The following is a 22,865-nucleotide window of genomic DNA, read 5'->3' as shown; positions in this document are numbered from 1 at the left end:
CCATGTAAAGAGTAAACCGACAAAAGAGAAAGCCGCATGTCCGTACAGAATATCGTCAATATTACAGAAGCAAACCTGCAACAGGTCCTCGAACAGTCGATGGCTAAACCGGTGCTGTTCTACTTCTGGTCTGAGCGCAGCCAGCACTGTCTGCAGCTGACGCCGGTGCTGGAAAGCCTTGCCGCGCAGTACAACGGTCAGTTCATTCTAGCGAAACTGGACTGTGACGCCGAGCCGATGGTGGCGTCGCAGTTTGGTCTGCGCGCCATTCCAACCGTTTATCTGTTCCAGAACGGCCAGCCTGTCGATGGCTTCCAGGGCCCCCAGCCGGAAGAGGCGATTCGCGCCCTGCTGGATAAAGTGCTGCCGCGCGAAGAAGAGCTGAAAGCGCAGGAAGCGATGGCGCTGATGCAGGAAGGCAAATACGACGAGGCGCTGCCGCTGCTGAAAGAGGCGTGGCAGCTGTCGAACCAGAACAGCCAGATCGGCCTGCTGCTGGCGGAAACGCAGATCGCCCTGCACCGTTCAGAAGACGCGGAAGCCGTGCTCAAGACGGTTCCAATGCAGGATCAGGATACCCGCTATCAGGGGCTGGTGGCGCAGATTGAGCTGCTAAAGCAGGCGGCGGACACTCCGGAAATTCAGCAGCTGCAGCAGCAGGTGGCCGACAACCCGGCGGATGCCGCGCTGGCAAGCCAGCTGGCGCTCCAGCTGCATCAGGTGGGACGTAACGAAGAGGCGCTGGAGCTGCTGTTCAGCCACCTGCAGAAAGATCTGGCTGCCGCAGACGGTCAGGCGCGCAAGATGTTCCAGGAGATCCTGGCCGCGCTGGGCACCGGAGACGCGCTGGCGTCGAAGTATCGTCGTCAGTTGTACGCGCTGCTCTATTAACAAAAAATGCCCGGTGGCGCTAACGCTTACCGGGCCTCCAAAAACGGATATTACCCCGTCTTTTTCAACTGCGTCACCACCAGCTGGTGGCGCGGGTTGTAGAACTTCCGATAGGTCAGGTAGCAGGCAATGATGGTTGACAGGCTCGCCGTGGAAAGCAGCATAAACGTCACCATGATCTGATACTTAATCGCTTTTACCGGATCGATACCGGCAAAGATCAGCCCCGACATCATGCCCGGCAGGCTCACCAGCCCCACCGTTTTGGCAGAATCCACGGTCGGGATCAGCGATGAGCGAATGCTCTCACGAATCAGCCGCGCTGAAGCCACTTTTGGCGTCGCCCCCAGGCTTAACTTCTCCTGCAGCTGCTGCTGTTCACTGCTGAAACGCTGGCCGAGGTTGTTGTAGCACAGGCCAACGGCCACCATGGCGTTTCCCGCAATCATCCCGGAGATAGGGATCACCTGCATCGGCGTAAACTCAATCGAGCCAGAGAGCACCAGCACCGCCAGGGTGAGCGCCGTCCCGGTGGTAATCGCGATAAATGACGAGATAAACGCCTTATCAATATATTTACTGCGTTTCTGCGCGTTCCACGCCGCGTTAAAGCAGATGAAGAGCACCATCAGCAGCGTCAGCACCGCGTGGTTGACGTTGAAAATATACTTCAGCACATAGCCGACGATGACGAGCTGCACCACCGCGCGGCAGATACTCCAGACAATATCTTTTTCCAGGCCCAGCTTTTCCCGGTAGCTGACGACGATAGCAATCAGCACCAGCACCATCGAAAACGCCAGAGATTCATTGGTAATGTTATGCTCACCCACGGTTGGCCTCCTGCATTTTCCCGCCGTGCGGCTGGAGCGTAATCACGTCATCCGCATGGGTAATTTCGTTTGAGTCGTGCGTCACCCACAGCACGGCAATATTCTGCTCGCGGGCGTAACGATGAATAATCTCGTTGACGTTGCGTTTGTTGGTATCATCGAGCGCGCTGGTGATCTCATCCAGCAGCAATACCTTCGGTAAGAACTGCAGATTACGGATCAGCGAGACGCGCTGCTTTTCGCCGCCCGAGAGCTCACTGATGGATTTGGTCAGCGTCTCCTTCGCCAGGCCAAAACGGGCCAGATCGTCGATGAATTTTTCCGGCTCCGGCGTTTTATTGCGGATTTGCCACGGAAAAATCAGGTTATCAAAAACCGTGTCGCCAAAAAGCACGGGCGTTTGGACGCAATAAGAGACCTGCTGGCGATAGCTTTCCGGGGAAAGTGACGCAATATCCTGCCCTTCAAACAGAATGGTTCCCTCCGTTGGGCTCAGCAGTGAGGCCACAATCTTCAGTAAGGTGCTTTTACCGCAGCCTGACGGCCCCGTTATCAGCTTGAACTCACCGGGAGAAAGGTTAAACCCGACGTGCTGAAGGATCGTGTTATTTGCGACACGAAAGCCGACGTCCTTTATCTGCAAAACTGCATTTTCGTTGTTCATATTTTTTCCAGTAACTCCTGAACGTTATTAGCATAATCCGTGCCGCTCGTTCGTCACAACGCGTTTTAGCGCCCCCTTTCGCCACCAAGACTTCCGATTGTGTTTACTGTGCATTCATTAGACATGCTTTACACTTTCGCTTTACAGTTTACGCCGTGACCTTAGCGACACTTCCGTATCCCTGGTTTAGAACATTCGTTAAAGTGGTGTTAAGCTCTGCCCGCAACACAATAAGGAAGTACAAGAATGTCTAATATTCACACTTTTTATGAGTTTTCTGAACTTGAACCCGGCGTGAAAACCATCGATCAGCTTCTTGCTGCCATTGCTTCAGAATCCGTTACGGCTTATGTGTTCGGGGGAGAGCTTGTCCGGTTCGTTAAGGGCCTGCTGAAGATGAAGCCGGTCATTCAGCTGAAGAATTGCCGCTTTGCGTTTGATAACGGCACTCGCTTCGTTGAAATCGACGGCAGAGGGAATGTCAAAGAGTTCGAGCCGGGCAAGGTTCCGGCCTGGTTCCAGTCTCCCGGTGAGTTTGCCCGCGGCCAGTGGCTGGTCAACCATGATTTTGCGGACCTGATGACGCCGGAATTTATCCGCGCGTTTATCGAACGCTTCCCGGACGTAAGCAAACGACGCGAACACGCGAACCTGCTGTTCGATCTGCAGCTCAATAAGCTGGCGCCCGCGCAGCCCGCGGCGAAAAAGACAGGCAACGTTCAGGGCAAAACGACCAAACCCAAAGTCACCGATCTGCAGTCTTTCGAACTCTTCAGCCAGTTTTATGCGCGTATGAAAACGGCAGTCTGTGCAGACCAGTTCCCGACGCTGCAAATTCTGACGGGACACGACGCCGTCAACGACGCACCCACCTCTCTGAAGGGCGCGGTACGCACCTGGTTTAAAGGGATCACCGGTCAGCTTCCGCCGAACAACAAGCGCGTGGGCGCGGGCAATGCGGAACTGTTCTGCGCGCCGATCCGCGAGCAGCTGCGCCAGGTCGAAGAGATTGGGCTGGAGACCTTCTATCACGGCCTGTCGAAAGCCATTGCCGATGCGGGTGACGATGCGCTGATCGCTGACTTTACCTACAGCTACCACTAACGCTCTGCCCCGCCCGTCGGACGGGGCGAATTTTAGCCCATTAGCCGATATACTTACGAATAGCAAACACGCGCTTTTTCTCATCAAAGCATGCAAAACAGGAGGTTTTTATGCTCATCGTTGTTCCCGTCCTTATATTCGTCGCGCTGGTTATCGTGGGCGCAGGTGTCAAAATTGTTCCTCAGGGTTACCAGTGGACCGTCGAGCGCTTCGGCCGCTATACCAACACGCTGCAGCCCGGCCTAAGCCTGATTGTTCCGTTCATGGACCGGATTGGTCGCAAGATCAACATGATGGAACAGGTGCTGGATATCCCCTCTCAGGAAGTGATCTCCAAAGATAACGCCAACGTTACCATTGATGCCGTCTGCTTTATTCAGGTGATTGATGCGCCGAAAGCGGCCTATGAGGTGAGCAACCTGGAGCTGGCGATCGTCAACCTGACGATGACCAACATCCGTACCGTGCTCGGCTCGATGGAGCTGGACGAAATGCTCTCCCAGCGCGACAGCATCAATACCCGCCTGCTGCACATTGTTGACGAGGCAACGAACCCGTGGGGGATCAAAGTCACCCGTATTGAGATCCGCGACGTGCGCCCACCGGCAGAGTTGATCGCCTCCATGAACGCGCAGATGAAGGCCGAGCGTACCAAGCGTGCCTATATTCTGGAAGCCGAGGGGGTCCGTCAGGCGGAGATCCTCAAAGCGGAAGGGGAAAAACAGTCGCAGATCCTGAAAGCCGAAGGCGACCGTCAGTCCGCGTTCTTACAGGCGGAAGCGCGTGAACGTTCCGCAGAAGCGGAAGCCCGCGCAACGCAGATGGTCTCCGAGGCGATTGCCGCCGGTGATATCCAGGCCGTGAACTACTTCGTGGCGCAAAAATATACCGATGCGCTGAAAGAGATCGGCTCCGCGAACAACAGCAAAGTGGTGATGATGCCCCTGGACGCCAGCAGCCTGATGGGCTCTATCGCAGGGATCGCCGAACTGATCAAAGACAGCGGAAACGAGCGTAAAAAATGATTGAGCTCATCGTTGCACATCCTCATGCCTTCTGGCTAAGCCTCGGTGGCTTATTGCTGGCGGCGGAGATGCTTGGCGGCAACGGCTACCTGCTCTGGAGCGGTGTTGCCGCTGTCATTACGGGCCTGCTGGTCTGGATCCTTCCTCTGGGCTGGGCGTGGCAGGGCGCGCTGTTTGCCGTGCTGACGCTGGTTGCCGCCTGGCTGTGGTGGCGCTGGCTTAACCGTCAGGTCAAAGAGCAGAAACCGCTGTCCGCGCATCTCAACCAGCGCGGACAGCAGATTGTCGGCAAGCGCTTTACGCTCGACGCCGCGCTGGTGAACGGGCGCGGACACATGCGCGTGGGCGACAGCTCTTGGCCGGTGGTGGCCGACGACGACCTCAGCGCCGGAACGCAGGTTGAGGTCATTGCGGTGGAAGGGATTACGCTGCGGGTAAAAGCCTGCTAGACGTGGGTTTTGCGATGGCAGCAGCCGGCAAGATTATCAATAATCGGGCATTCGGCGCTGTCATCACCCGGACAGGATTCCGCCAGCTGCAGCAGCTGTTCGCGCATCGCCTGTAGCTCGATGATGTGGCGCTCGATCTCCGCCACTTTTTCCAGCGTGCGTTTTTTCACGTCCGCGCTGTGGCGCTTCGGATCGTTAAACAGGTTAACCAGCTCGCCGCACTCTTCCAGGTTAAACCCCACCTGTCTTGCCTGGCGCAGCAGCGTCAGTTCATCGAGATGCAGCTGCGTGTAGCTTCGGTAGCCGTTTTCACTGCGCAGCGGTGGCGTTACCAGCCCCTTCTCTTCATAAAAGCGGATCGCCTTGCTGGTTAAGCCGGTTTTTTTTGCCACGTCACTGATATTCACATTTCCCCCTTGACCTTCCCCTTGATGGAAGGTTTAACCTTCATAACAGTTAGCGAAAAGCGTTACTCCGGTCAACAACTGACCAATATATTATACGGGAGTTTTGTTATGTCTCACACTATCGACCTGACGCTGGACGGCCTCTCCTGCGGCCACTGCGTCAAACGCGTTAAAGAAAGCCTGGAACAGCGTCCTGACGTTGAAAGCGCTGAAGTGACTATCGACCATGCCGCCGTGACCGGCAGCGCCAGCGCGGACGCGCTGATTGATACCATTAAACAGGCCGGTTATGGGGCGGAGTTAAGCCACCCAAAGGCTAACCCGCTGGCAGAGTCATCATCCCCGTCGGAAGCGCTGACAGCGGCCACTCCTGAGCTTCCGGCAGCGGATGATATTGATGACAGCCAACAGCTGCTGATCAACGGCATGAGCTGCGCCAGCTGCGTCTCCCGCGTGCAGAACGCCCTGCAGGCGGTACCGGGCGTCGCACAGGCACGGGTCAACCTTGCGGAGCGTACTGCGCTGGTGATGGGCAGTGCCTCCGCCGCAGATTTAGTGCAGGCCGTGGAAAAAGCGGGCTACGGGGCGGAGGCCATCGAAGATGATGCCGAGCGCCGCGAACGCCAGCAGGAAACGGCTATTGCCACCATGAAGCGCTTCCGCTGGCAGGCGATCGTCGCCCTGCTGGTCGGTATTCCGGTGATGGTGTGGGGCATGATGGGTGACAACATGATGGTCACCGCAGACAACCGCACGCTGTGGCTGGTGATTGGTTTAATTACCCTTGCGGTCATGGTCTTTGCAGGTGGGCATTTTTATACCAGCGCCTGGAAGAGCCTGAAAAACCGCACGGCGACGATGGATACGCTGGTTGCGCTCGGTACCGGCGCGGCGTGGCTTTACTCCATGAGCGTGAACGTCTGGCCCCAGTGGTTCCCGATGGAAGCCCGCCATCTCTATTATGAAGCCAGCGCCATGATTATCGGCCTGATTAACCTGGGCCACATGCTGGAAGCGCGCGCCCGTCAGCGCTCCTCGAAAGCGCTGGAACGCTTGCTCGATTTAACCCCGCCGACGGCCCGCGTGGTCACGGACGATGGGGAAAAAAGCGTCCCGCTGGCGGAGGTACAGCCGGGCATGACGCTGCGCCTGACCACCGGCGACCGGGTGCCCGTCGACGGTGAAATCACCCAGGGCGTCGCCTGGCTGGATGAAGCGATGTTGACCGGGGAGCCGATCCCCCAACAAAAATCACAGGGCGATGCGGTTCATGCCGGTACGGTAGTGCAGGACGGCAGCGTGCTGTTCCGCGCCAGTGCCGTCGGTAGCCACACCACGCTGTCGCGTATTATCCGCATGGTCCGCCAGGCCCAGAGCAGCAAGCCGGAGATTGGCCAGCTTGCTGACAAAATCTCGGCCATTTTTGTGCCGGTAGTGGTCGGCATTGCGCTGCTGAGCGCGGCGATCTGGTATTTCTTCGGCCCGGCACCGCAGATTGTCTACACCCTGGTCATCGCCACTACGGTGCTGATCATCGCCTGTCCGTGCGCTCTTGGCCTGGCGACGCCGATGTCAATTATCTCCGGCGTGGGCCGTGCCGCCGAGTTTGGCGTGCTGGTCCGTGATGCGGATGCCCTGCAGCGGGCGAGCACCCTGGATACGATTGTCTTTGATAAAACCGGCACGCTGACCGAGGGCAAACCGCAGGTAGTGGCCGTGAGCACCGCTGGCATTGCGCAAGAGGACGCGCTGCGCCTTGCCGCCGCGCTGGAGCAGGGTTCCAGCCACCCGCTGGCCCGCGCCATTCTCGATAAGGCGAATGCTTCTGCCCTGCCGCAGGTCAGCAATTTCCGTACCCTGCGCGGGCTTGGCGTCAGCGGTGAAGCCGATGGCCACGCGCTGCTGCTGGGTAACCAGGCATTGCTGAATGAAAACGGTGTTGATACGTCCGCGCTGGAAGAAGAGCTGAAAGCACAGGCGTCTCGGGGCGCCACCCCGGTTCTGCTGGCGGTTGATGGCAAAGCCGCCGCGCTGCTGGCCGTGCGCGATCCGCTTCGCCAGGACAGCGTGGATGCCTTACAGCGCCTGCACCGCGCGGGCTATCGCCTGGTGATGCTGACCGGGGATAACCCGACCACAGCCAACGCCATCGCGAAAGAGGCCGAAATTGATGAGGTGATTGCGGGCGTGCTGCCGGACGGCAAAGCGGACGCCATCAAGAACCTGCAAAGTCAGGGTCGCCAGGTGGCGATGGTGGGCGACGGCATCAACGACGCTCCGGCGCTGGCCCAGGCGGACGTAGGGATAGCCATGGGTGGCGGGAGCGATGTCGCCATCGAAACCGCCGCCATCACGCTGATGCGCCACAGCCTGATGGGCGTTGCCGACGCCCTGGCCATTTCGAAAGCCACGTTGCGCAACATGAAGCAGAACCTGCTGGGGGCGTTCGTCTATAACTCGCTCGGTATTCCGGTTGCTGCCGGCATTTTGTGGCCGCTGACCGGCACCCTGCTGAACCCGGTGGTTGCGGGTGCGGCGATGGCACTCTCCTCCATTACCGTGGTCAGCAACGCCAACCGTCTGCTGCGGTTTAAACCGAAGGATTGAACCTTGTTCTCGTACGCGCTAGCATGACCCTTTCCGGTCATGGAGCGCGTATGAGTCTGTTTAATCGTATAAAAGCATCGTTTCGCGCCCTCTTCCCCCGCCGCTATGCCTGGCCCGGCCTGGATATCTCGCTTCCCGGCGGGCAACACCTGCACCTGGTCGGCAGCATCCATATGGGCACGCAGGGAATGTCTCCTCTACCATCCGGTCTGATAAAACGCCTGAAGCGCGCCGACGCGCTGGTCGTCGAGGCGGACATTTCCGGCCACGAGTCGCCGTTTGCCGGGCTTGAAAGCGATCTCCCGCTGGCGGAGCGCCTGAACGACGACCAGCTCGCGGAGCTGAGGCGCGTGGCGGCAGAAACCGGCGTGTCGCTCTCCATGATTGACACCCTGCCGCTGTGGCAAATTGCGATGGTGCTGCAGGCCACGCAGGCGCAGCGTCTGGGCCTGCGCGGTGACTATGGCATTGATTACCAGCTGCTGAACGTGGCGCGGGCGCGCCGTATGCCCATCATCGAGCTGGAAGGGACGGACAGCCAGATTGCGCTCCTGCGCCAGCTTCCTGACGACGGTCTGATGCTGCTGGATGATACCCTGACCCACTGGCACACCAACGCACGTCTGCTGCAAACCATGATTGGCTGGTGGCTGGATGCGCCGCCCGCGGACGGTAAGCTGGCGCTACCGTCGACGTTCAGTGAATCGCTTTATGATGTGCTGATGAATGCGCGCAACAAAGCCTGGCGAGAGACGCTGCATGCTTTACCTGCGGGGGAGTACGTGGTCGCGGTCGGGGCGCTGCATTTATACGGCGAAGGGAATTTGCCGTCGCTGTTGAAATAAAAAAATGGCCAATATCTCTATTGGCCCGTCAAAGAGGAATTTCATCGTTTTTATTATACCGAAGTGACCTTCGGCTGAGCCGATTGTCGCTCAAAGTGACCATCACTGCCAACACTATTGCGCAAGATGGTGCTATTTTTTAGACAAACGTCAGGCGTATGCTGGCTGCATGAATTGTCTGTCGTAAGAAGGATAGCTATGACTCCCGCCGTTAAATTACTCGAAAAAAACAATATTTCTTTCCGGATCCATACCTACGATCACGATCCGAACGAAACCAACTTTGGTGATGAAGTGGTGCGCAAGCTGGGGCTGAACGCTGACCAGGTCTATAAAACGCTGCTGGTGGCGGTGAATGGCGATATGAAGCACCTCGCCGTGGCGGTAACGCCCGTTGCCGGACAGCTCGATCTCAAAAAGGTAGCGAAAGCGCTGGGGGCGAAAAAGGTGGATATGGCGGACCCGATGGTTGCGCAACGCACCACGGGCTATCTGGTGGGCGGGATCAGCCCGCTCGGACAGAAAAAACGGCTGCCGACGCTGATCGATGCGCCTTCGCAGGAATTTGAGACGATCTATATTTCGGGCGGTAAACGCGGGCTGGATATTGAACTGGCCGCGGGCGATCTGGCGAAAATGCTGGACGCGAAGTTTGCGGATATTGCCCGCCGGGAGTAAAAAAAGCCGGGTGGCGGCTACGAGGTAAAAGCAAAACGGTAACAGGCGTTACCGTTTTTTGTGTTCGCGCCCTCTCCCACAGGGAGAGGGTTGGGATGAGGGCATCAGGCCGCACAACACTACTGCCAGTTCACCTCACCTTTCGGCTCATAGGCATTCACGTCAATCGGCGAGTTCTGCTCAATGTACTGCTTCAGCACTTCCGCATCAATAAAACCGGTGTTTACGTAGCCCGGTTTATTATCAATGTGCGGATAGCCGTCGCCGCCGGTGGCGTTAAAGCTTAACGTCGCCAGACGGTAGGTTTTCGCAGGGTCTACCGGCTCGCCTTTGATTTTGAGATCGTTGAGCTTGCCGTCCTTCGCCACAAAGCTGACGTTGGCAAACTGCGGATAGGCACCCGAGTCCGGCTTCATCTGCGCCACGGCGGTCAGGTAGTCAACGACCTCTTTCCCGCTCATATCCGCATACACCACCACGTTGCCGAACGGCTGCACCTTCAGCACGTCTTTATAGGTGATGTTTCCGCCTTCGATGGAGTCACGAATGCCGCCGCCGCTCATCACGCCGAAGTCCGCATTCGTGCGCGCCATCTGCGCCGCCAGCACCAGATGGCCCATGTTGGTCTGCACGAAGCGGACTTTACTGCGGTCCCCTTCCAGACGACCGTTCAGCGTGCCGATTTTCACGTCCAGCTGCGCCTTGCCTTTGTTCTGGAACGGCGTCAGCAGGGAGAGCATCTGCTGGTTTTCAGCAATCTCTGGCGTGTAAAGTACGCGCTCGCTTTTCCCGTCCGGGTAGGTGACTTTCTTCTTCAGGTTCACCGGGATAAGCTGATAGCGCACCAGCTTCATCTCACCGTTACGAAACTCAAAGTCCGCCCGACCCACGTATTTACCCCACTCGTGGGCCTGCACAATCCAGATCCCGTTCTGACGATCTGGCGCACACGGCGTGCCCGGCACGTAGTCCACCTGCTTTTTGTTCTCCGACGCCATGCACACCGGATCCTGCGAGTGACCGCCCACAATCATCGCCAGCGAGCCCGCTGGCAGGCTGCGCGCCATCTCCACGTCGCCGGGCGCATTGGAGCCGTGCTCGCCGTTATCGTAGTGTCCCATGTGGGTAGTGGCGATAATCACGTCCGGCTTTTCGTTCTGCTGCAGCTCCTGAATCACCAGCTTCGCTTCGTCTGCCGGTTTGCGGAATTCGATATCGGTGAAGAACTCAGGGTTACCGATTTTTGCCGTATCGTCGGTGGTTAAGCCGATGACCGCGATTTTGAGATCCTGACGCTTAAACAGCGCCCATGGTTTAAACAGACGTTCGCCGGTGCTTTTCTGATAAATATTGGCGGAGAGGAACGGGAATTTGGACCATTTCTCCTGCTGGCGCAGCACGCTCAGCGGATTGTCAAACTCGTGGTTGCCGACGGCCATCGCGTCGTAACCGATTAAATTCATGCCGCGGAAATCGGGTTCAGCATCCTGTAAATCCGATTCCGGCACGCCGGTATTAATATCCCCGCCCGACAGCAGCAACACGCTGCCGCCCTGAGCCGCCACCTCTTTGCGGATGCCATCCACCAGCGTTTTTTGCGCCGACAGACCATACTCGCCGTATTCACTGCGCCAGAAATGACCGTGATGATCGTTGGTATGCAGAATGGTGATTTTATAGGTTTTATCTTTTTCATACGCCTGCGCGGGCAGGCTTGCCAGGCCCCATGCGGCAATAAGCGCCAGCGCGACGCCCCGCTTCATTAACTTCATCTTCTCTCTCCCTGACCAATAGACAAAGGCAAAAATTACAGTGACTAACAAGAATAGACAAATAAGTTTTCAGAATTGCGACTTTCTTCAAATGTCACGGACGAGTATGTTAGTCGGATAATAATTACTCCCTGCATCTCTAATAACAAATTGACGTGGTATTTATGGCAATCAGTGAATCAACCCAGCCCGCTCCGGGCGCGCCGGCGTCGCGCACCTCTTTTAAAGTTTTAGGCGCAATCAGCCTCTCGCACCTGCTCAACGACATGATCCAGTCGTTAATTCTGGCGATCTACCCGCTGCTGCAGTCCGAATTTTCGTTAACCTTCGTACAGATCGGGATGATCACCCTGACCTTCCAGCTGGCCTCGTCGCTGCTGCAGCCGGTGGTGGGTTACTGGACGGATAAATACCCGATGCCGTGGTCGCTGCCGATAGGCATGTGCTTTACCTTAAGCGGGCTGGTGCTGCTGGCTATGGCAGGCAGTTTTGAAGCGGTTCTGCTCGCCGCCGCGCTGGTGGGGACCGGCTCGTCCGTCTTCCATCCGGAGTCCTCACGCGTGGCGCGTATGGCCTCCGGTGGCCGTCACGGGCTGGCGCAGTCACTCTTCCAGGTAGGGGGCAACTTCGGTAGCTCCCTCGGCCCGCTGCTGGCGGCGGTGATTATCGCCCCGTATGGCAAAGGCAATGTGGCCTGGTTTGTGCTGGCCGCCCTGCTCGCCATTGTCGTGCTGGCACAGATCAGCCGCTGGTACGCCGCCCAGCATCGCGTGAACAAAGGGAAACCTAAAGCGAAGGTTATCAATCCCCTGCCTCGTAATAAGGTCATTCTTGCGGTCTCCGTGCTGCTGGTGCTGATTTTCTCGAAATACTTCTATATGGCGAGCATCAGCAGCTATTACACCTTTTATCTGATGCAAAAATTCGGATTATCGGTACAAAACGCGCAGTTTCACCTGTTTGCTTTCCTCTTCGCGGTGGCCGCAGGAACGGTCATTGGCGGGCCGGTGGGGGATAAAATTGGCCGTAAATATGTCATTTGGGGCTCTATCCTCGGCGTGGCGCCCTTTACCCTCATTTTGCCGTACGCCAGCCTTGAATGGACGGGGATTTTGACCGTGATTATTGGTTTTATCCTCGCCTCCGCGTTTTCCGCCATTCTGGTCTATGCCCAGGAGCTGCTGCCTGGTCGTATCGGTATGGTTTCCGGACTGTTTTTCGGTTTCGCCTTCGGCATGGGCGGGCTGGGTGCAGCGGTATTAGGGATGGTTGCGGATCACACCAGCATCTTCCTGGTTTATAAAATCTGCGCTTTCCTGCCACTTCTTGGGATGTTGACCATATTCCTGCCTGATAACCGCCACAAAGCGTAAATTACGGGCAGCCAAAGTTTGACTTTGGCTGCCTGACAGCCTGATGCCATAAGGGTTTCTTCTTTCTCCTCTTGCGTAATTTATCAAAATGCGCTTTTTTACGCGCATATTGCTGTTTTATTCAAACTTCAACAATTATTCATAAACATAAGGGTAAAAATTGTCATAAACTATTACCTGGCTTTTTGGTATTCACGCCAAAAATGGAACACTCACCACGAAAGGAGACGGAATGCACCACGCCACACCGCTTATTACCACCATTGTTGGTGGACTTGTGCTCGCTTTTATCCTTGGCATGATTGCCAATAAGCTGCGTATTTCTCCTCTTGTCGGCTATCTGCTGGCAGGTGTGCTGGCGGGACCGTTTACGCCAGGTTTTGTTGCGGATACCAAACTGGCTCCTGAACTGGCGGAATTGGGCGTGATTCTGCTGATGTTTGGCGTCGGTCTGCATTTTTCGCTGAAGGACCTGATGGCGGTAAAGTCGATCGCCATACCCGGAGCGATCGCCCAGATAGGGGTGGCGACGCTGCTGGGCATGGCGCTTTCGGCAGTGCTGGGCTGGTCGCTGATGACCGGCATCGTCTTTGGGCTGTGCCTCTCCACCGCCAGTACCGTGGTGCTGCTGCGCGCGCTTGAAGAGAGGCAGCTGATAGACAGCCAGCGCGGGCAAATCGCGATTGGCTGGCTGATTGTAGAAGATCTGGTCATGGTCCTGACGCTGGTACTGCTGCCCGCCGTCGCCGGGATGATGGAAAAAGACAACGTCGGCTTCGCCTCGCTGGCGCTGGATATGAGCATCACCATCGGTAAAGTGGTGGCGTTTATCGCCATCATGATGCTGGTGGGTCGCCGTCTGGTGCCGTGGATCATGTCCCGCAGCGCGGCAACCGGCTCCCGCGAGCTGTTTACCCTCTCCGTGCTGGCGCTGGCGCTGGGCATCGCCTTCGGTGCCGTTGAGCTGTTTGATGTCTCCTTTGCCCTGGGGGCGTTCTTCGCCGGGATGGTGCTGAACGAGTCCGAGCTGAGCCACCGTGCGGCGCACGACACGCTGCCGCTGCGCGATGCGTTTGCCGTGCTGTTCTTCGTCTCCGTCGGGATGCTGTTCGATCCGCTGGTGCTGATCCAGCAGCCGCTGGCCGTGCTGGGCACGCTGGCGATCATTATTTTTGGTAAGTCGCTCGCGGCCTTCTTCCTGGTGCGAATGTTCGGCCACTCCCCGCGCACGGCGCTGACGATTGCCGCCAGCCTGGCGCAGATTGGCGAGTTCGCCTTTATTCTGGCCGGTCTGGGCATGGCATTGAACCTGCTGCCACAGGCGGGGCAAAATCTGGTGCTGGCAGGGGCAATCCTCTCCATCATGCTAAACCCGGTACTGTTTGCCCTGCTGGAAAAATACCTTGATAAAACCGAAACGCTGGAAGAGCAGACGCTGGAAGAGGCCATCGAAGAAGAGAAGCAGATCCCGGTCGATATTTGCAATCACGCCCTGCTGGTCGGCTTTGGGCGCGTGGGTAGCCTGCTCGGCGAGAAGCTGATGGCGCAGGGCATTCCGCTGGTGGTGATTGAAACCTCACGCACCCGCGTTGACGAGCTGCGCGAGCGCGGAATTCGCGCGGTGCTGGGCAACGCTGCAAACGAAGAGATCATGAATCTCGCGCATCTGGACTGCGCCCGCTGGCTGCTGCTGACCATCCCTAACGGCTATGAGGCGGGTGAGATTGTGGCCTCCGCGCGTGAGAAGTGCCCCGGTATTGAGATCATTGCCCGAGCGCACTATGACGACGAGGTGGAGTACATTACCGAGCGCGGCGCGAATCAGGTGGTGATGGGCGAGCGTGAGATTGCGAATACCATGCTGACGCTGCTGACGAAGCCGCCAGTTGAAGAGGCGGTGACGGGGTAAGTTTGCTGCGGCCTGATGCCCTCACCCTGGCCCTCTCCCCAGGGAGAGGGAACAAATACTAAAAACGGCAACCACAGGTTGCCGTTTTGCTTTTACCTGTCCCAGTACGCCTCTTCGAGGCTGTCTTCTCGTTCCGGCAGTCCACGCGTTAAGCGCGGCGAATGCTGGTTCAGCACCTGGTAGCTCACGCGGTTCGCGTACTTGCACACCTGCGCCAGCGACGAATAGGTCAGCCAGCTGAACTTGTGCTTGCTGGAGTTCGGCACGTTAGTTTTGTGATAGGCGTTCGCGGTAATGTCATGCAGCAGCGCGGCAAGCGCGCCGTCGCCCGCGCCGTTAGTGTTCATGATCTTCTCCGGCCCGCCCATATACGGCGCAATGTGGGAGTAGATACGCAGCGGATTCACGCAGTCTTTGTGGCGCATGCCGCGGCTGAACTCGTACTGGTTGAACTCCGCAATCGCCCCCGGCAGCAGCGGGTGCTGGGTTTTGCGCTTGCTCTCTTCTTCGGTGAAGCCCGCCATATACAGCCCAACCGGACCCGCGGTGCAGAGCACCAGATCCACCCAGTCCAGCGCTTTGTCGGACGCCAGCAGCGGATCGCTTTCACCGGTCAGCGCCTCGGCCTCTTCTTCGTTCATCGCCAGAATCGAGACGTGCTCTTTCAGGAAGGTCTGCCACCACTCCGGGTTATCGGCAATCACGAATTTGGTGCCCAGCGTCAGAACGACGGGCACGTCGTACTTTTTGGCGTACTCAATCGCCTTCATGGTCGCTTCCGGCATCGGCTCGCCCGGCTTGCAGCGCACCAGGTAGGAGGTCAGCACCAGCGCAGACGCGCCCGCGATCACCTCTTCGGGAATGCTTTCCGCGCGCAGCTTGTTCATGTGGCCCGGGCTGATGGCAAAGGTACGCTCGCCGGATTCGCCGATCAGCGTAAAGCAGCGGCCAATCGGCCCGTCTACGCCCTGGAGATAGTTAAGATCGGTGCGGCTGGAGGTGTTGCACAGGTAGCGGTAGGCGTAGCCACCGATTTCGATATTGCTGCACATCACGCCGAGCAGCACCGAGCGGTCATCTGCCAGCACCGAGTAGTTGTGCATGGTGTTGCCGATGGTACCGCCAGCGAACTGATGGGTAATCAGATTTTCGCGCACCAGCTCCTGGTACAGCGCTTCGGCAACGTCGTCCTCAATCACCAGCGAGTGACCGGCGCTCAGACCGTAACGGGCGACAAACTCATCATCCACTTTCGCTTCAATGTCCACCAGCGTCTGGTCGATACCGACAACCCAGGCCGCGCTGGTTTCATTTTCAGGCTGGATTTGCTGCAGGAGCGGATCGCGGGCATCGACGGGAAAGTAGTGTTTGGATTTGCGTTTACCGGGAAATTTCATGGTCTGAACTGTACGAAGAATATGGGCCGGGAATGGTAGCACAAACCCGGCCCGGAGTGCGATCAGCGGCTGTTCGTCACCAGCGAGACCATCATGTCGATATGCTCAGGTGAGTCGTTAAGCGCCGGAATGTACTCATACTTTTCGCCGCCGGCCTCAAGGAAAAATTCCCGGTTTTGCACCGCGATCTCCTCCAGCGTTTCAAGGCAGTCCGCCGAGAAGCCCGGCGACATCACCTGAATGTGCTTCACGCCCTTCTCGCCGAGCATTTTGAGGGTTTCATCGGTGTACGGCGTCAGCCACGGCTCGCGGCCAAAGCGCGACTGGAAGGTCATCATCACCTTCTCCGGCGGCAGGCCAAGGGCGGAGACCAGCTCGCGGGTGGTATCGCGGCAGCGCTGGGGGTAATCATCCCCTTCATTGGCGAAACGCTGCGGAATACCGTGATAGGAGAGCAGCAGCAGATCCGGTTCGCCGTGCTTTTCAAACGATGCTCGGGCGCTGTTGGCAAGCGCCTTAATGTAGAGATCGTTATCCGCATAATCGCGAATAAAGGTCACGCCCGGAATGCGGCGGCGGGTTGCCAGAATGCGGGCAAGCTCGTCCCAGACGGCGGCCACCGTCGAGCAGGAGTACTGCGGATACAAGGCCAGCACGACGATATGATCCACGCCCTGTGCCAGCAGCGCATCGACGGCGCTTTCCAGCGAAGGTTTACCGTAGCTCATGCCGAGTGCGACGGGCATATCCGGCAGACGGGCGGCCAGCGCTTTTTCCTGACGACGGCTGTACACCATCAGCGGCGAGCCCTCTTCCATCCAGACGGACTGATAAAGTTTGGCGACGCGCGGAGAGCGAATCGGCAGAATGACGCCACGCAGCAGCGGCCACCACAGCAGTCTCGGAAAATCCACGACGCGCGTGTCGCTTAAAAATTGTCGCAGGTAGCGTTTTACCGCCGCTGGAGTGGGTGCTTCTGGGGTGCCCAGATTGGCAAGCAGGATGCCGGTTTTCGCCTGACTCATTCACGCCTCTTAACCATTTGATAGGTTGTCAATTGTAGCGGAAATGCGTTTAAACGAAACCCATTGCTGTAATAGGTAAGATGAGAATATTTCTCACCCGGGAGCCCGGGTGAGAGGCGCGTGATTAGCCGAGGATTTTTTCCAGCTCTGCACGTACGTCAGCCACGGCTTTGGTGCCGTCAACTTTGGCGTATTTGGTGTTACCCGCCTGCGCTTCTTTGGTGTAGTAGCCAATCAGCGGCGCGGTCATCTGATGGTATTCCACCAGGCGTTTACGCACGGTCTCTTCCTGATCGTCTTTACGGGTGGTCAGCTCTTCGCCGGTCACGTCGTCTTTGCCTTCAACCTTAGGCGGGTTGAATTTGATGTGGTAAACGCGGCCAGAGGCAGCGTGTACGCGACGGCCAACGATACGGTCAACGATCAGCTCGTCCGGTACGTCGAACTCCAGAACGTAGTCCACGTTGATGCCCGCTTCTTTCATGGCGTCAGCCTGAGGAATGGTGCGCGGGAAGCCGTCCAGCAGGAAACCGTTACGGCAGTCTTCCTGCGCAATGCGCTCTTTAACCAGCGCGATAACCAGCTCGTCGGTTACCAGCTTGCCTGCGTCCATGATGTCTTTCGCTTGTTTACCCAGCTCGGAGCCAGATTTTACAGCGGCGCGCAGCATGTCACCGGTGGAGATTTGCGGAATACCGTATTTCTCCATGATGAACTGAGCCTGAGTTCCTTTACCCGCGCCCGGAGCGCCAAGCAGAATAATACGCATTGCGAAAATCCCCTCAAATGTCGTTTCAATTTTTCAAAAGCGCTAAACAATACCACCAGAACGGGCGTGGCTCAAGGAAGGCGGGAAGGCTGAAACGGTTAATGGGGGGAGATAATTTGGGAGAGTGCGGTCTGGTGCCCTCACCCCGGCCCTCTCCCACGGGGAGAGGGAGAAGACCAGGGGAGACGTGGTCAGTTACGCCAGCAGCAGCGCATTCACACGTTTAATGAACAGGTTAGGATCTTCCAGGGTTCCGCGCTCGGCCAGCAGGGACTGATCCAGCAGCAGTTCAACCCACTCGGCAAAGCGAGCTTCATCCTGGGTATCCGCCGCGCGTTTCACCAGCGGATGATCCGGATTAAGCTCAAAGATATATTTCACTTCCGGCACGGCCTGGCCCGCCGCGGCGAACAGCTTCGCCATCTGGGTGCTCATTTCGTCGGCATCGGTGGTGACAATCGCCGGAGTATCGGTCAGACGGTGCGTGAATCTTACCTCTTTCACGCGGTCGCCCAGCAGGGTTTTGACACGCTCAACGAACGGCTCAAGCGCCTTCTCGGCTTCTTTCGCGCTTTCGTCCACTTCATCCGCCAGCTTGTCGATGGACTCGTCGGCTTTGGCAACGGACTGGAACGCCTTACCGTCGAACTCGGTCAGGTAGTTCATCATCCACTCGTCGATGCGGTCAGAAAGCAGCAGCACTTCGATGCCTTTCTTACGCAGCAGCTCCAGGTGCGGGCTGCTCTTCGCTGCCGCATAGCTGTCGGCGGTGATGTAGTAGATCTTCTCCTGCCCTTCCTTCATGCGGGAGACGTACTCTTCCAGCGACACGGTCTGGGCGGAGGAGTCGGTATGCGTAGAGGCGAAGCGCAGCAGTTTGGCGATAGTTTCAACGTTCGCCATGTCTTCAGCCGGGCCTTCTTTCAGCACCAGGCCGAACTGTTTCCAGAAGGTCTGGTATTTTTCCGCGTCGTCTTTCGCCAGTTTTTCCAGCATCTGCAACGCACGTTTGGTCAGAGCGTTACGCAGATTACGGGTAACGGTGCTGTCCTGGAGGATTTCACGGGAGACGTTCAGCGGCAGATCGTTGGAGTCTATCAGGCCACGAACAAAGCGCAGGTAGTTCGGCATGAACTGCTCGGCGTCGTCCATGATGAAGACGCGCTGCACGTACAGCTTCAGGCCGTGCTTGTGATCGCGGTTCCACATGTCCCACGGTGCCTGTGCCGGAATGTACAGCAGGCTGGTGTACTCCTGCTTCCCTTCCACGCGGTTGTGGCTCCAGGTCAGCGGGTCGGTAAAGTCGTGGGCGATGTGCTTATAAAACTCGTTGTACTCGTCGTCTTTGATTTCAGCCTTGTTACGCGTCCACAGCGCCTGCGCCTTGTTGATTTTCTCCCAGGAAACAACGGTTTCACCGTCTTTCTCTTCCTGTTTTTCAATCTCTACCGGCAGCGCGATGTGATCGGAATATTTGCTGATGATGGAGCGTACGCGCCAGTCGTTCAGGAAATCGTCTTCCCCTTCGCGCAGGTGGAGGGTGATTTCGGTGCCGCGATCCGCTTTAGTGATGTCATCAACGGTGTATTCGCCTTCCCCTTTGGATTCCCACAGCACGCCGTTCTCGGCGCTGTCGCCCGCCGCGCGGGTGCGCACGGTGACTTTGTCCGCCACGATAAACGCCGAGTAGAAGCCCACGCCGAACTGGCCAATCAGCTGGCTGTCTTTCGCCTGGTCAGAGCCCATGGACTCCAGGAACGCTTTGGTGCCGGATTTAGCGATGGTGCCAAGGTGGTCGATCACCTCGTCGCGGTTCATCCCGATGCCGTTATCAGCGATGGTCAGGGTGCGGTTCTCTTTGTTGAAAGAGACGCGCACGCGCAGCTCGCCGTCGCCTTCATACAGATCCGGGTTGGACAGCGCGCGGAAGCGCAGCTTGTCCGCCGCATCGGAGGCGTTGGAAATCAGCTCACGCAGGAAAATTTCTTTGTTGGAATACAGGGAATGGATCATCAGGTGCAGAAGCTGTTTTACTTCTGACTGGAAACCACGGGTTTCTTGTCCTTTCATCTAAGTCGACCTCAACAATGCCATTTAATGGGGTTGTAAAACGTTGAGTGAGAGATGGGGATAAGGGGGGAAATTTTCAAGCGGAGGCCGCGCGCGCAGCCTCCGTTTGGTCAGAAAATAATCTTGTGTCGTCCGGCCAGCGAGTGCGACAGCGTGGTGCCATCGACCATCTCCAGCTCGCCGCCGACCGGCACGCCGTGGGCGATGCGGCTGGCGTCAACGCCGTACTGCGCGCACAGCTCGGCGATATAGTTGGCGGTTGCCTCCCCTTCCACCGTCGGGTTGGTGGCGAGGATCACCTCTTTGATGGTTTCGGACTCAAGACGCTGTTCAAGGCGGTCAAGACCGATATCGTCCGGGCCAATGCCGTCCAGCGGGGAGAGATGCCCCATCAGCACAAAGTAGCGGCCGGAAAACTGCCCGGTTTGTTCGATGGCGTAGATGTCCGCCGGACTCTCCACCACGCAAATCTGACCGTTTTCCTGACGACGCGGGTTCGTACAGATGTTACACACGTCCTGCTCGGTAAAGGTCCGGCAATCCGCACAGTGACCAATTTCTGACATGGCGCGGGTCAGAGCCTGCGCCAGGCGCATCCCGCCGCTGCGGTCGCGCTGCAATAGCGTAAACGCCATGCGCTGCGCCGACTTCGGGCCAACGCCCGGCAGGCAGCGCAGTGCTTCCATTAACTGCGTGAGCAGCGGACTGGTTTGCATCAGAATGGCATCTTAAAGCCCGGCGGCAGCTGCATACCGCTGGAAACAGAGGCCATTTTCTCTTTCTGGGTTTCATCGATACGGCGAGCGGCATCGTTAAACGCGGCTGCAACCAGATCTTCCAGCATCTCTTTGTCGTCTTCGAGCAGGCTCGGGTCGATTTCAACGCGACGGCAGTTGTGCGCACCGTTGATGGTCACCTTGACCAGACCGGCACCGGATTCACCCGTGACTTCCAGCTGAGCGATCTCTTCCTGCATCTTCTGCATTTTTTCCTGCATCTGCTGAGCCTGCTTCATCAGGCCACCCAGACCGCCTTTTCCACCAAACATAGGCTTCTCTCTTCTTTCACGTTTAAGGATTACAACCGTAAGTCAGACTCACGATCAAATGGGGCGAATACTCTCTTCATCCAGATCGGCGTCGAAGAACCGGCGCAGGGTCTGGATGTTGTTATCCGCAATAATTGCCTCGCGCGCCTGCGCGAGCTTCTCTTCATAAATGGCCTGGCGCCACTCGAGCGGCGTTTTCACTGCCGGATTATCATCTTCAATGATAGTCAATTCAACCGGTGAACCCTGTAAAGCAGCAAGCGCCTCGGCCAGCGCCTTTTGCGCGCCAGGGGAATTGAGGTGCCGCTGGCCCGGACGCAGGTGCAGACGCACCTGATTGCCGTCCTGCTCTTTCCAGGCGTTTAGCGCGACCTGCTCCACCAGCTTCGGCAACTGGAGTTGGCTGACCTCAGCGGCCCAGGCGTCGCGCGCGATGGACTCTTCGGCGAGCTTAGCGGAAAGCTCCGGCGTTTTTTCATGCTCCAGCGCCTTTTTCAGCGCTTTCGGCGTGGCGACCACTTCCTTGACCGTTTCAACAACGGTGGTCGCCTTCCAGCGGTAAGCCTCTTCTTTCACCGGGGCTTTCTGCTCGAGCGCGGACGGTGCCGGACGCGACTGTACGCGCTCCGTTACCGAGGCCAGTCGTTCAAGCGCGGCGTTGTTCACCGGCCGCGCTCTTCCTGGCGCTGCCGGTTCACTCTTTTTTGGTTTGGTTACTCCCTGCGCACGCTGCAGCTGGCTGCGTGCGGCAAGCACCGAACTGGTGGCATCCGACAGCGGTACGTTCTGCTGTGGCGGCGGCGTCGGCTGCGGCGGCACCTGCTGCGGTGACATCACCGCCGTAGGGGCGACCGGGGCAAAAGACTGCCGCGGCGCTTCCGGTTCCGGCAACGGCATGCGCGGGTGGAACGCCAGCGCGCGCAGCAGCGTCATTTCGACGCCCATCCTGGGGTCCGGTGCGAACGGTAACTCTTTGCGGCCAATCAGCAGCGTCTGGTAATACAGCTGCACGTCGGCAGGCGGCACGGTGCGGGCAAGTTCACGCATCCGCTGTTCAATAGCGGCCATATCCGCACCGATGGCCGACGGAGACAGCTGCAGCATCGCCACGCGGTGCAGCAGGCTGAGCATCTCGACCAGCAGCGCTTCCCACTCAATACCGCGGGCAGCGGCCGCGTTCACCAGCGACATCACGCGCTCGCCGTTGGCGGCAATCATCGCTTCGATGAGCGACAGCGCCTGATCGTCATCCAGCGTGCCGAGCATGGTGCTGACCGCTTCGGTCGAGAGCTTGCCGTCACCGCTGGCAATCGCCTGGTCGGTCAGGCTTAGCGCATCACGCAGGCTGCCGTCAGCCGCGCGGGCCAGCAGCTGCAGGGCGCGCGGCTCGTGAACGATCTTCTCTTCATCAAGGATGTGCTCAAGCTGAGCGCGGATCTGCTCAACGTCCAGCGCCTTCAGGTGGAACTGCAGGCAGCGCGACAGGATGGTGACCGGCAGCTTTTGCGGATCGGTGGTCGCCAGCAGGAATTTAACGTGCGCGGGCGGCTCTTCCAGCGTTTTCAGCAGGGCGTTAAAGCTGTGGCGCGACAGCATGTGCACTTCATCGATCAGGTAGACCTTGAAGCGGCCGCGCGCCGGGGCGTACTGCACGTTGTCGAGCAGATCGCGGGTGTCTTCCACCTTGGTACGCGAGGCGGCGTCGATCTCGATCAGATCGACAAAACGCCCCTGCTCGATCTCGCGGCAGTTGTCACACACGCCGCACGGGGTGGCGGTGATCCCGGTTTCGCAGTTCAGACCTTTCGCCAGCAGACGGGCAATAGAGGTCTTACCGACGCCGCGGGTGCCGGAAAAAAGATAGGCGTGATGGATGCGACCTAGCGACAAGCCGTTCGCCAGGGCCGTCAGCACATGTTCCTGACCGACAACGTCAGCAAAGGTTTGTGGTCGCCATTTACGGGCTAACACCTGATAACTCATGGGCAGGCTCTGCAAC

20 protein-coding genes and 1 other annotated feature are annotated in these 22,865 nt (G+C 57.9%); of the genes, 9 read left to right on the top strand and 11 right to left on the bottom strand.

Annotated elements, in window-relative coordinates; translation table 11 throughout:
* Positions 1–36: 36 nt before the first annotated feature.
* The gene (locus tag IM295_RS01015; RefSeq protein ID WP_028012211.1) at positions 37–891 is read left to right on the top strand and encodes a co-chaperone YbbN; all 855 of its coding nucleotides are present in this window, start codon (positions 37–39) and stop codon (positions 889–891) included.
* A gap of 50 nt (positions 892–941) precedes the next feature.
* Here the strand turns inward: IM295_RS01015 and fetB are convergent, their stop codons facing one another.
* Positions 942–1,724: an iron export ABC transporter permease subunit FetB gene (gene fetB, locus IM295_RS01010; protein WP_047367630.1), complete on the bottom strand. Its 783-nt coding sequence runs from the start codon at positions 1,722–1,724 to the stop codon at positions 942–944.
* The gene (fetA, locus tag IM295_RS01005; protein WP_100170666.1) at positions 1,717–2,388 is read right to left on the bottom strand and encodes an iron ABC transporter ATP-binding protein FetA; all 672 of its coding nucleotides are present in this window, start codon (positions 2,386–2,388) and stop codon (positions 1,717–1,719) included. The genes fetB and fetA overlap by 8 nt, the downstream gene beginning before the upstream one ends.
* A 246-nt stretch (positions 2,389–2,634) precedes the next feature.
* Between fetA and IM295_RS01000 the strand changes: the two genes are divergently transcribed.
* From IM295_RS01000 to IM295_RS00990, 3 genes are all read left to right on the top strand, one after another.
* Positions 2,635–3,492, top strand: coding sequence for a hypothetical protein (locus IM295_RS01000; protein WP_041911048.1), 858 nt, complete (start codon positions 2,635–2,637; stop codon positions 3,490–3,492).
* 110 nt (positions 3,493–3,602) lie between these two features.
* The gene (locus IM295_RS00995) at positions 3,603–4,517 is read left to right on the top strand and encodes an SPFH domain-containing protein (protein ID WP_008499312.1); all 915 of its coding nucleotides are present in this window, start codon (positions 3,603–3,605) and stop codon (positions 4,515–4,517) included.
* Positions 4,514–4,966 carry an NfeD family protein gene (locus IM295_RS00990; protein WP_047367628.1) on the top strand — a complete coding sequence of 151 codons (453 nt, stop codon included), beginning with the start codon at positions 4,514–4,516 and terminating at the stop codon, positions 4,964–4,966. The genes IM295_RS00995 and IM295_RS00990 overlap by 4 nt, the downstream gene beginning before the upstream one ends.
* On the opposite strand, the gene cueR is transcribed toward IM295_RS00990, so the two are convergent.
* Positions 4,963–5,373, bottom strand: coding sequence for a Cu(I)-responsive transcriptional regulator (cueR, locus tag IM295_RS00985; RefSeq protein WP_193066092.1), 411 nt, complete (start codon positions 5,371–5,373; stop codon positions 4,963–4,965). The two genes, IM295_RS00990 and cueR, sit on opposite strands and share 4 nt — an antisense overlap.
* 108 nt (positions 5,374–5,481) lie before the next feature.
* Here cueR and copA point away from each other — a divergent pair, with 108 nt between their 5' ends.
* From copA to ybaK, 3 genes are all read left to right on the top strand, one after another.
* The gene (gene copA / locus IM295_RS00980; RefSeq protein ID WP_193066091.1) at positions 5,482–7,980 is read left to right on the top strand and encodes a copper-exporting P-type ATPase CopA; all 2,499 of its coding nucleotides are present in this window, start codon (positions 5,482–5,484) and stop codon (positions 7,978–7,980) included.
* Between the two features lie 50 nt (positions 7,981–8,030).
* Complete coding sequence (locus tag IM295_RS00975) at positions 8,031–8,825, top strand: TraB/GumN family protein (RefSeq protein WP_045631425.1); 795 nt, start codon at positions 8,031–8,033, stop codon at positions 8,823–8,825.
* Between the two features lie 198 nt (positions 8,826–9,023).
* Positions 9,024–9,503, top strand: coding sequence for a Cys-tRNA(Pro)/Cys-tRNA(Cys) deacylase YbaK (ybaK, locus tag IM295_RS00970; RefSeq protein ID WP_008499307.1), 480 nt, complete (start codon positions 9,024–9,026; stop codon positions 9,501–9,503).
* A gap of 119 nt (positions 9,504–9,622) precedes the next feature.
* Here the strand turns inward: ybaK and ushA are convergent, their stop codons facing one another.
* A complete protein-coding gene (gene ushA, locus IM295_RS00965; RefSeq protein WP_193066090.1) occupies positions 9,623–11,275 on the bottom strand; it encodes a bifunctional UDP-sugar hydrolase/5'-nucleotidase UshA in 1,653 nt (550 codons plus the stop codon).
* 164 nt (positions 11,276–11,439) lie between these two features.
* Between ushA and IM295_RS00960 the strand changes: the two genes are divergently transcribed.
* Together IM295_RS00960 and ybaL are read left to right on the top strand one after the other, a co-directional pair.
* Positions 11,440–12,648, top strand: coding sequence for an MFS transporter (locus tag IM295_RS00960; protein WP_028012201.1), 1,209 nt, complete (start codon positions 11,440–11,442; stop codon positions 12,646–12,648).
* A 232-nt stretch (positions 12,649–12,880) separates the two neighbouring features.
* Positions 12,881–14,557, top strand: a complete 1,677-nt coding sequence (ybaL, locus tag IM295_RS00955; protein WP_193066089.1) for a YbaL family putative K(+) efflux transporter — start codon at positions 12,881–12,883, stop codon at positions 14,555–14,557.
* Between the two features lie 92 nt (positions 14,558–14,649).
* On the opposite strand, the gene IM295_RS00950 is transcribed toward ybaL, so the two are convergent.
* The 7 genes from IM295_RS00950 to dnaX all read right to left on the bottom strand — a co-directional run bounded on the left by IM295_RS00950 (position 14,650) and on the right by dnaX (position 22,849).
* Positions 14,650–15,954 (bottom strand): inosine/guanosine kinase, encoded by a 1,305-nt coding sequence (locus IM295_RS00950; RefSeq protein WP_045260696.1) that lies wholly within the window; start codon positions 15,952–15,954, stop codon positions 14,650–14,652.
* 62 nt (positions 15,955–16,016) lie between these two features.
* Positions 16,017–16,979 carry a ferrochelatase gene (gene hemH, locus IM295_RS00945; protein WP_045260695.1) on the bottom strand — a complete coding sequence of 321 codons (963 nt, stop codon included), beginning with the start codon at positions 16,977–16,979 and terminating at the stop codon, positions 16,017–16,019.
* A gap of 124 nt (positions 16,980–17,103) precedes the next feature.
* Positions 17,104–17,748: an adenylate kinase gene (gene adk, locus IM295_RS00940; protein WP_006809841.1), complete on the bottom strand. Its 645-nt coding sequence runs from the start codon at positions 17,746–17,748 to the stop codon at positions 17,104–17,106.
* A gap of 195 nt (positions 17,749–17,943) precedes the next feature.
* On the bottom strand, positions 17,944–19,818 hold the full coding sequence (gene htpG, locus IM295_RS00935) for a molecular chaperone HtpG (protein ID WP_045259919.1): 1,875 nt from the start codon (positions 19,816–19,818) through the stop codon (positions 17,944–17,946).
* 110 nt (positions 19,819–19,928) lie between these two features.
* The gene (recR, locus tag IM295_RS00930; RefSeq protein ID WP_006809843.1) at positions 19,929–20,534 is read right to left on the bottom strand and encodes a recombination mediator RecR; all 606 of its coding nucleotides are present in this window, start codon (positions 20,532–20,534) and stop codon (positions 19,929–19,931) included.
* Entirely contained in the window at positions 20,534–20,866 is a 333-nt protein-coding gene (locus IM295_RS00925) for a YbaB/EbfC family nucleoid-associated protein (RefSeq protein WP_003858972.1), read from the bottom strand. Before IM295_RS00925 ends, recR begins: the two co-directional genes overlap by 1 nt.
* Positions 20,867–20,920: 54 nt before the next feature.
* Positions 20,921–22,849, bottom strand: a complete 1,929-nt coding sequence (dnaX, locus tag IM295_RS00920) for a DNA polymerase III subunit gamma/tau (RefSeq protein ID WP_047367624.1) — start codon at positions 22,847–22,849, stop codon at positions 20,921–20,923.
* Positions 21,527–21,591 (bottom strand) — a sequence feature (DnaX frameshifting element). Its footprint overlaps the gene before it by 65 nt.
* Positions 22,850–22,865: the final 16 nt, after the last annotated feature.

Source organism: Enterobacter cloacae complex sp. P14RS (assembly GCF_014895895.1).
GTDB lineage: Bacteria > Pseudomonadota > Gammaproteobacteria > Enterobacterales > Enterobacteriaceae > Enterobacter > Enterobacter bugandensis.
This window is presented reverse-complemented; position numbering and strand designations above follow the sequence as displayed.